This window comes from Bifidobacterium sp. H6bp9 (genome assembly GCF_032193695.1).
Taxonomy (GTDB): Bacteria; Actinomycetota; Actinomycetes; order Actinomycetales; family Bifidobacteriaceae; genus Bombiscardovia; species Bombiscardovia kimbladii.
Genome location: NZ_JASTZY010000006.1, coordinates 20,392 through 30,763, shown reverse-complemented (window position 1 = coordinate 30,763; position 10,372 = coordinate 20,392). Strand labels below are relative to the sequence as shown.

Sequence of the window (10,372 nt, the reverse complement as noted above, 5' to 3'; positions counted from 1 at the left end):
TCCTGTCCTGCCACACAGGCTTGGCTTCTTAACTCGTCCCGGACCGCCGTCAATGCTCTCTCTGAGGACTGATTTTAGCTGGTTTGCAGGGTCTTGGCGGTCTGTGAAAGTCGGGGTGGTCGAATGTGAAAATTCATCCACCGAGGGTTCACTGAACGGCGCAGATGATGGTCGGTTCCTGGGACATGCTCCGGTCGGCCCGCACCAGGGTGACGCTGATGCAGGTCTGGCCCCCCTGCGGATCGTCGATGCGGGCGGTCGGCTGTCGGGTCTGTACGCTGCGGCCACGATCTTCGGTGCCGCTCTGGTCCAGGGGATGCCAAACATAGCTGTCTCCAGGTTTGGGGTCGGGATTGGCCCAAGCGAAAACTGCCGTGGTGCCCTGGTAGCGGCCCTGACCCTGGGTGGGCGAGGGAACTGAGCCCTCCTGCAGGTCATGAGGGTCGCTCGAATCCGTCGGGTCCGGGGACTGTGCCTGCTGGGATTGGACCTGGGAGGAACCTGCAGCCGGCTGTGAACCTCGCTCGGATCCGTTCGGCAGGCCGACAACCAAGGCCCAGACCAGGGCAACGGCCAGGACGGCAGCGAGGATCAGAGCCAGAAGAATCACACGGCGGCGGCCGGGAAACCGCCTAACCTGGCTGCCTTCATGGTCAGTGACGGCCTCCCTGTCTTGTTGCAGGCGCGATTCGGAGCTGACCCCAGTCCCGGTCCAGGAGTTAACGGACTCCTTGCTTTTTGTCCGTCCTGCCATGGCACCGGTATGGGCGTGCGAGCGTGCATCTCCCTGCGGATAGGGGGCGATTCCCTCGCCGATGAAGGGCGTCGCATGGCCGTAGAGCTGCTGCTGGACCTCCTGCAGGGCGCGGCCGAACTCCAGCGCCGAGTAGTAGCGGTCGTCCCGGTCATGGGCCATGGCCTTCTCCAGAACCGCAGCCAGCATAGGGGAGGCCTCACCCATGTGCAGAACCGGGGTTTCCGCTGTCAGGATCAGCTGTGCCAGGTGATCCTCATCCCGGGCCCGGTAGGCGTATTCGTAGGGGGAGCGGCCGGCCAGCATGCCGAAGAGCGAGGCGCCCAGGGAGTAGATGTCGCTGGCCTCGGACCCTCCCGAGCGGTTGGCCAGGACCTCCGGGGCCGCCCAGGGTATGGAAAGCCCGCCGGCCCGTTCGCCTCCATAGATGCCCGAGGAGATGCCGAAGTCGGCCAGGACGGGCAGGCCCTGGTCGGTGATCAGAAAGTTGCTGGGTTTGACGTCCCGGTGCAGGATCCCGCGTTCATGGGCGCAGCAGAGGGCTGAAGCCATGCGCACTCCCAGGTCCAGCACGCCTTCCTGGTCCATGCCCCCCTTGAGCATGATGGTCTTACAGCTGCCTCCCGGAGCGTATTCGAGCACCAGGCAATCCCGTCCGTCATCGCTGACCAGGGCCTGGTGGATGCTCAGGATGCAGGGATGGGTGGAGAGCTTGGCCAGGGTCTTGGCCTCGCGCAGAAAGAGCTGATGGGTCTGCTGGTCCATGCTGCCTTGGAGGGCCGCCTTGACCGCCACAGGTCGGTTGAGCCCCTCCTGCTCGTACAGGTAGACGGCGGCGGTGCCTCCCAGGTCCAGGGGTCGCAGGAGCCGCAGCCCGGGCAGCGCCGGCGCCTGGTCCATGGCTGGAACCGCACCCGGGCGCCGGGCCTGGGAACCATTCTGCTGCAAGGGACATCACCTCCTGGGGACTGCCTGAGAACTGTAATCCACGATAACAGCACGCCGTTCCCGATCAGGCTTCCTTTGAGCCTCCTGCGGACGGTTCAGGACCAGTGGGTTCCGGGGCCTGCAGATGGACCATGCCGACCCCTATTCTTGTAGCTATGAGCAAGCAGCCACCGGTGGATCCGCAAGAGGCCATGGAACCGGTCCGCGCCCTTATCGGCGATCGGCTCCGGAACGAGGAGGGTCGCCCCACCCGGGCCCTGGTGGTGGCCGGTCCCCCCCGCAGCGGCAAGACCAGGCTGGCCACCCGGGCCCTGCTGGCTGGCATGGAGCAGTTCGGTGACGGAGCCAGCATGGCCGTATCAGGTAGGACCGCGGCCGACCAGGTCAGCCGCCAGGTCATTCTTGAGCGGGGCAGGTCCGACCGCACCCGGCCTGTGGGCACCCTGCAGGCCCTGGCCTTCCGTCTGCTGACACGGTCCCGGCTGGCCCAGGGAGGCCACGATCCGCTCTTGCCCAGACTGCTGAACGGTGCCGAGGAGGATGCCCTGCTCAGGCAGGTCATGACCGTCCATCTGGAGCATGTGCAGGCCGGGGATGACTGTGCGGTCTGCCGACTCCTGGAACGCTACTTCCGCAACGGGGCAGGCTGGTCGGCCGTCCTGGTCGGCGACGGTCAAGGACGGGTCGTAGGGGTCGCCGACAGGTTCATCGCCCAGCTGCGGGACATGTTCGCCCGCATGACGGAATTAGGCCTGGACAGGGGTGACCGGGACCAGCTTCTGGATGCCTTGGCCGTACAGCCCATGGACCCTGACCGTCGCGACCGGCTGGGCCTGCAGTGGCGGCTGGCTTTCGCCCTGGAAGATGAATATCGCCAGAGCATCACCGAGAGCTACCCGGACGAATTCCGTCTGGATCCCTCCATGCTTATGGTCGAAGCCTCCCGCAGCCTAGGCGGGCTGGCTGATGACGACCTGCCTGACCTGCTGGTCGTGGACGACTGGCAGGACATCACCCTGGCCGGGATGGGCCTCTTGCAGGGCTTGAACCAGGCTGGCTGCCGACTCCTTCTGGTGGGCAACCCCGACCAGTCGGTCCAGTCCTTCCGCGGCTCCTATCCTGAGTTTCTGGCCACTCGCCTAAAGGCCCTGTCCAAGCCCATGCCCGGCGTCGCCGCCCCTCTCCTGGCCCAGGACTTCGCCTGTCTGGGCGCTGCCACCGTGACCCTGAAACCCCGGAGGATGGTGGTTCCTGAAGCGGCCGCAGAGCATGCCGAAAGCGTCCAGGGCTCCTACGCCGATCTGGTGGCTGCCAGGGTCAGCCTGGGCATCGCCGGGGTTGAGGAGAGCGACACCCCTCTGCCCGACAGACCTGGCAAACTGCCCGCCTGGCCCGGCGCCGGCCCGGTGGCGCCCCTGGCCGCCGGTGACAGCCTTATCTGCGACGGCAGCGTGCAGACCAGGCTCTTCCACACCCCTGACCAGGAGGACGATGACCTGGTTTGGCAGATCAAGCATGAGTTTCTGGCCAATCAGCGTGACTGGAACGACATGGCCGTCATCGCCCACGACAACATGACCCTGCGCAACCTGGGCCGCAAGCTGCGCGTTCAGGGCGTGCCGGTGCGCTTCTCCTCGGTGACCCGTCCGCTCAGCCAGGAGCCTGCCATCCAGGGGCTCTTCGCCCTGGTCGAGCTGGCCCAATCGGTGCTGGACCCTGGCACCGCCGGAAGCGCCCCGGACGATCCCGCCCAGGTGGCAGCCTGGATCCGTTCGCGCCTGCGCACCCTGATGGCTGGCCCGCTCTTCCGGGTTCCCGCCACCGCCGCTCGTCAAGAGCGTCCCGTCAGGATGGAACGCCTGGAGTCCATCATGGAGACCATGGCCGCATTGGCCCCCTTGTCCGGCCAGCAGGGGAGCGATCCGGACTCATCAGGCTCCTTGGACGACCTGCCCCTCCTGGGACAGGCCTGGCAGGCCTGGGTCAAGGATCTGGCCGAGCGGCGTGCCCAGCGGGACCGTTCATCCGGCATCAGCGTCGACGATTCCCTGTTGACCAGGCACGATTCCGTCGAGCCAGGGGGCGCGTCCGGCCCCTTCTCCACTTCCTCGGCCCCAGACCAGCCGGTGGATCTGGGAGACCGGGATGGTCAACAGCCAGCCATTCTGTCTGTTCAGGCCCTGGAGACCCTGCTGGTTCTGGACCCGGATGACCGATCCTCAGGGATCATTCTGGAGGCCATGACCGCCATCGCAGGAGGTCGCCGTGAGGATCCTGACGTTCAGGTCCTGGACAAGGCCCTGCAGGTTCTGCGCCTGACGGCCACACGCATCAGTGCCCTGGAGGACCGTCAGCCCCAATACGTGCTCTGGGAGGCCTGGCGGAGCCTGGACCTGGCCGACGACTGGCAGCGGCGGGCCCTGATGGCCACCCAGGAGGGTGAGGAGGCCAATGACCGTCTGGACGCGCTCATGCGGCTCTTCCAGTACGCGGCCGGCTCCCGTCGTTTCCCCACGGTCGAGGCCTTCATGGACCAGGTGCGCACCATGCAGATCGAGGCCGACTCACTGGCGCGGATCGGGCCCATCGAGCACGCCGTCACCCTGACCACACCCGCCGGCGCCGCCGCCCTGGCCACTGACTGGCCCCTGGTCTGGCTGCCCGCCGTCCAGGACGGGGTCTGGCCCAATCTGATTCCCCGCGACACCATGTTCGGAGCCGAGGAGCTGGCCGACCTGGTCCTGCACGACCGCATCGGCGACCCCCTGGCGGACACGCTCAGCCACGATCCTGCCCTGCGCTCCATCCTCTATGCCGAGAAGAAGGGCTTCCTGGAGGCGCTGACCCGGGCCCGGACCCAGGTGCGCATCAGCGCGGTCTGGAACGATGACCTGGTTCCTTCGGACTTCCTCTACGGCTATCTGCCTGAACGTTATCCGCGCACTGCAGATATGAGCCAGGCCGAGTTCAGCATGGTCGGCGCTGGCTCAGGCGGCAGTGAGCGCTACGGAGGGCTGGAGGTGTCTGCCAGGGGCCTGACGGCGGCCGCCCGGTCCATCCTGGCTGTCCAGGCGCTGCTTCCGGAGGGCCGGATTGACCGTGACCGCGTGGACGATGCCGTGCAGACCTTGCGGCTGCTGGCTGACCTGGGCCAGGATTCAGCCGATCCCAGGCATTGGCCTTTCCTCTATGACTATGGCCAGGATGGCGCTGCTGAGCCGGCCTCGGAGGAAGAAGTTCATACTGCACAGGCCGCCGCCTCAGGCGTCGCATCGGTTGCTGAAAGGGACCGTGCTTCTCGGCCCGCACCTGTTTCCGCCGGGCAGGCTGAGCGACCGGATCGAACCCACGACCGTGACCATCGCCATGAACACCGGTCCGACCGCCAGGTGGTCCTCCTTTCGCCCTCAGCGGTCGATGCCATCTGGAACTGCCCCCTGGAGTGGGCCCTGGGTGACCAGTTCTCCGGCCCCTCCCCGTCAAGGGTGCCCACGGAGTTCGGCTCCCTGATTCACAAGGTGGCCAGCGAAGGCACGGCCCAGGGTCTGGATCGCCCTGGCCAGGGCGATCCGGATGCCCGCCAGCAGCAGGTGCGGGATGCGCTCCTGGACATCTACCAGGATCTGGCTCCCCAGGAACAGCGCCTGCGGGACCCTGACGAACTCTATGACCAGCGCGGTCGCAGCAGCCGGGTGGGGTCCATCCTGGACAACCTGGCCTCTTATTTCGTCCGCTCCTCGGATTCCGAATACGGCCTGGAGGGCAAGAGCCCGGTCCCGGTCGGCGACCTGCTGGGGGTCCAGAGCGAGCGTTCCTTCGACGTCAGCCTGTCCGTAGAGGACCTGGTCCCTCTTTGGAAAGCCACCTTCCCTGACAGGCCTCTGGATGCCGACGGGCTCTTCGCCCTGATGTCAGGCCTGGTCGACGGCTTCCCCGCAGCCCTGGATGCCAGGACGACGGTCAGGCTGACCGGCCGCATCGACCGTCTGGAGGTCAGGTCCCTGCCCGAGGGCATCCGTCTGCGGCTGGTGGACTACAAGACCGGCAGAGTCCCCTATACCCAGGGGCAGCTCTTCAACGACCTGCAGCTGGTCTGCTATCAGCTGGGACTGGCCTTCCCGCCCACGCCCGGCAGCAGCCCGGAGGTGGGGGCGGCCTGGAGCCTGTCGCAGGCCCCCGACTTGGAGAGGACCGAAAGTATGAGGCTGAGCCAGTCTCTGCTCCTGCAGCTGCAAGCCCCGCCCAAGGATGCGCAAACGGGCCTGCGCCGGGAGGAGATGGCCTATCAGCCGCCCCTGTTCGAGGGTGACAGGCTGGTCACTGTCGCTCAGCCCAGAACCGGCATGCCCTCCCCGCTCAAGTCCAAGGCCGAGCCTGCGGACCTGCCTGATCAGGTGCCGCCCGGGGTGGATGCGGACCTGTGGGCCATGGTCCGAGCCGCCAGGGTCTCCTCCCAGGCTGTATGGGGGCTGACCATGATAGCCAGGGTCTTCTTCGCTGCCGGGGTCAAACTGGCGGCTGGCCTGGATGATGCGGTCTTCGACCCGGCCCGTTGCCATCGGGCCGGCAATGGCCAGGAATGCCAGGCATGGCAACTGGTGGCGCCCAACCTACTGGAGGATCAGGAATGAAGCAGACTGCCGAACAGTCCGCCATCGTCGATGCGGATGTCAATGAGGATCTTCTGGTGGTGGCCGGCGCCGGCTCGGGCAAGACCATGACCATGACCAGCCGGATCATCGCCCTGATCCGCCGGGGAGTGCCCTCCGAGCAGATCCTGGGGCTGACCTTCACCCGCAAGGCCGCCTCCGAGCTCCAGTCCAGGGTGGGGGCTGCGGTCATCCGACGCGACCAGGACAGAGGCGCCTCGACCGTGGATCCCGAACGCAACTTCCTCAAGCCGACCGTGTCCACCTATGATGCCTTCTTCCAGTCCATCGTGCGCCAGTACGGCCTGCTGGTGGGCATGGACCAGGACACGCGTCCCCTGAGTTCGGCAGGGGCCTACCAGCTGGCCTCCCAGGTGGTCGCCGACCATCTGGATCTGATCTTTCCTGCCGGTTCCTCAGCACAGGATGGCCAATCCGACGACCTGGGCTCTGCGACCTTCTCGACCACCGTCAACCGGGTCCTGGGGCTGACCGGGGCGGTGACCACCTCCATGATCAGCAGCGACTGCCCTGATTTCGACCAGGCTGTGGAGCGGATCCGTGCCTGGGACCGCGCCTTTGTGGATCGCGCAGACCAGCTCATCGGCGACCAGCCCGTGCCGGACGCAGAACCCACAGTCAGCTTGTCGCCGCCCAAGCGCAGCAAGAAGGAGACCGACGAGCACTATCAAGGCAAAATCAAGGCCTTCCAAGACAAGCGGCAGAGCATTCGCCTCTACCGGGTGGATGCCATGCGACGGGCGGTTCTGACATGTGAGAAGCTGCTGACCCTGGTCCAGGACTACCAGAGGGCCAAGCGGCAGGCCAACATGGCCGAGTTCGGCGACTTCACCCTGGCCGCCTTCCAGCTGGTCGAGCGCTTCCCCTCCATCAGCGCCCAGCTGCGGCGCCGCTACAGTCACGTTTTTCTGGACGAATACCAGGACACCTCCACCACCCAGGCCCTGCTGCTGGCGGCCATCTTCCATCCGCAGAATCGGCAGGAGGGCCGGGGGAGGGAGGAACAGGCTCCCGGCAGATCGGCCGTGACCGCCGTGGGCGACCCCTTCCAGTCCATCTATGCCTGGCGCGGGGCCAGTCCCGGGGCCTTCCGCACCTTCCAGGCCCAGTTCGGCATGCTGGCCGACCGGCCCGCCTCCGGCGGCGGCCCTCTGTCTGGCGTGACCGCCTTTGGGCGCTCGCAGGACCAGGACCCGCTGACCCTGTCGCGCACCTTCCGCAACTCCAGCTGGGTGCTCAAGGCCGCCAACCAGCTGACCGTCCCCCTGCGCCATCGGGGCCAGGAGAGCCGGTCCGAAGCTGAACTGCGCGAGGTGGACGTGGCCAGGCTCCGCCCACGTGAGGACGCCGACCCGGGTACCGTGGGCCTCTTGGGCTACAGTACCGGCGGTCAGGAGATTGATGGCGTGGTCAGGTTCGCCCTCAGGGCGCGCGAACTCTATGGCAATCACGGTGACTCGCCGCACGTGGCTGTTCTCTTCCGCTCCAAGGCCGCCCTGCCCAGGTACCGCCAGGCCCTGGAGGCTGCAGGGCTGAGCTGTCAGGTCGTCGGGTACTCCTCCCTCTTCGACCGGCCCGAGGTCATGGATCTTAGAGCCCTGCTCTCCCTGGTCTGCGACCACACCGACAGCGATTCCCTGATGCGTCTGCTGGCCTCGGCCCGGTTCGGCATGGACGCTGCCGATCTGAGCGCTCTGGCCTCCCTGGCCGCCAAGGTCAACGAGGACAGCCAGTACCGGGCCCTGGTTAGGGCCGGCCTGGTCGAGTCCGACCCTGATCCGCGCCGCCGTCGCGAGGATCTGCACCGTTACCGTGACCAGGTTCCCAACGATGTCTTCCTGGTGGATGTGCTCCTGCGCGACGACCTGCCAGACCTTTTGAAGAGTTCCGGGCTCTCTGCCAGAGGGCGGGCCCTGGCCGCCGAGGCCGCCCGGGTCATCTGCCAGGTCCAGGCCGAGTCCTCGGCCCCCCTGCGCCAGGTGGTCATCGCCGCCATCCGTGCCTTGGATCTGGATGTGGACCTGGTCTTGTCTCGTTCCCTGGCCAACCCTGAACGCCCTCTGGAGCCCAGCCAGGCCAAGGTTGGCATCCAAGCCCTGTTGGACCAGGTTGATGTCTACTTGTCTGAGCTGCCCCAGGGCCTGGGGCCCAGCCTGCGCGGGTTCGTCTCCTGGCTGTCATCCCTGGACCAGAGTCCCGAAATGCCTACTGACGGGGACGACCGCCATGCCGATGTGGCCCTGATGACCGTCCACCAGGCCAAGGGACTGGAGTGGGATGCCGTGGCGGTGGTCGGGCTCAAGCGTGGAGCCTTCCCCAGCAGCCAGGGCGACCGGCTCACGGTCAAGCCCGACTCGGACCGGCCGGTGGTCCAATCCCCGGATGGCCCGGTCTACCAGTACAACTGCACGGCCCGTACCTGGCTGGTCGATCCCGAGTCCGTGCCGGTGCCGGTGCGGGCTGATGCCATGATTCTGCCCCGCTTTCCTCACGACGCCCCCCTGGGAGCTGACCCTGAAGACCTGCTGGGTCGGCTGGACCTTGCGGGCCTGGAGGAGGAGGCCATGGGCCTGTCTCGGGAGAGCGGGCTGGATGACCAGGCCCGCCCGGTCCGGGCCGATGCCATCGCCCCTTCTCAGCGCGAACAGTACGGCCGCCGGCTGCTGGACGACGAACGACGGCTGATCTATGTGGCGGCGACCAGGGCCCGGCATGACCTGCTGCTGACCTTCAGCCAGGATTCCCAGACGGAGACTGCCGCTCTGAACACGCCGGCTCCAGACCCGGATAAGGCCTCCAACTTCTGGACCGAGCTGGTGGAGCTCTTCCAGGAAGAGCCCGATGCGGTCAAGCTGGAGCAGGCAGAGGATGCGCAGGAGGGCCAGCCAACGCCGCCCTTGGGGCTCTTTGTCGGTGAGCACGCCCAGTCCTACCGCCAGGCCATCGTCGACCGTGCTCTGAAAGAGGTGGATCAGGTCGCCGCCCGCGACGGCCAGCGTGACCAGGCGCTCTGGCCTCCGGTGCTCAATGCGCGGACCCGTGAAGCCCTGGATCGCTCGGCCGCCTGGGTGCGCGCCGGGGAACCGGGCGACCCCGCAGTTGATGAGGAGGGCGATGACGGGCTCTACGCCAATGCGGTCCGCGTCCTGCAGGTCAGCACGGGTCGTCTGGGTGTCGCTGATGACCAGCTGCTCACGGATCTGGATCTGCTGCGGCGCACCGGCCGTCGGATCCTGGGGCATGGGGCTCGCAGCGTCACTGCCATCCAGGCCGGTTCGGCAGGGGGCGACCCCAAGATGGAGAGGGATTACTGGCAGGGGCTGGTCAGACCCATACCTCAGGTGGCCTCCCCGCAGGCTGAGGCGGGCACCCGCTTCCATGACTGGGCCAGGCGCTTCATCCTGCCCGAAATTTCCGACCCTCAAGGACTGGTGGACCTGCCCGATCAGGCGGAAGCGCCGAATCTGCTCGATGGTCCGCTGGGTCCCGGGGCCATGGCCGAGCGGGCCCGTATGCTGGCCGAGCTTGACCAGGAGCAGGGGTCTCTGGATCCCCAGGCCGATCCCGTGCAGGCCCGTCTGCTGACCTGGGAGCAGCGGCTGGCTGAGTCTGACTGGGCCAAGCGCACCCCTGTCTGGGTGGAGCGGCCTATCGTGGCGGTGCTGGCAGACCAGATCGTCAAGGGCAAGTTGGATGCCGTCTTCGCAGGCGGGCTGGACCCAGATCGAACGGATCTGCGCTACACCATCGTGGACTGGAAGACCGGTGCCCGACCGCACGGTGAGGAGTCGACCAACCGCCGTCTGGTCCAGCTGGACTTCTACAGGCTGCTCCTGTCACGCTTGGAGGGTATCGGCCTGTCGACCATCGACGCCTGCCTTTACTATGTAAGCGAAGACCAGTCCCAGGATCGACTCATCAGGGCCCGTGCCAGGACCGAAGAAGAAATTCTCGCTTCCCTGGCCGAGGGCATACCCGAGCAGTCGGACGAGGACTGAGT

3 protein-coding genes are annotated in these 10,372 nt (G+C 66.8%); 2 read left to right on the top strand and 1 reads right to left on the bottom strand.

What is annotated here, in order from left to right; translation table 11 throughout:
* Positions 1–148 precede the first annotated feature (148 nt).
* Positions 149–1,702, bottom strand: a complete 1,554-nt coding sequence (locus tag QRX40_RS07515; RefSeq protein WP_313837428.1) for a serine/threonine-protein kinase — start codon at positions 1,700–1,702, stop codon at positions 149–151.
* A 173-nt stretch (positions 1,703–1,875) separates the two neighbouring features.
* Here QRX40_RS07515 and QRX40_RS07510 point away from each other — a divergent pair, with 173 nt between their 5' ends.
* Both QRX40_RS07510 and QRX40_RS07505 read left to right on the top strand, forming a co-directional pair.
* Positions 1,876–6,333: a PD-(D/E)XK nuclease family protein gene (locus QRX40_RS07510; protein WP_313837426.1), complete on the top strand. Its 4,458-nt coding sequence runs from the start codon at positions 1,876–1,878 to the stop codon at positions 6,331–6,333.
* Positions 6,330–10,370, top strand: coding sequence for an ATP-dependent DNA helicase (locus tag QRX40_RS07505; RefSeq protein WP_313837424.1), 4,041 nt, complete (start codon positions 6,330–6,332; stop codon positions 10,368–10,370). Before QRX40_RS07510 ends, QRX40_RS07505 begins: the two co-directional genes overlap by 4 nt.
* Positions 10,371–10,372 lie beyond the last annotated feature (2 nt).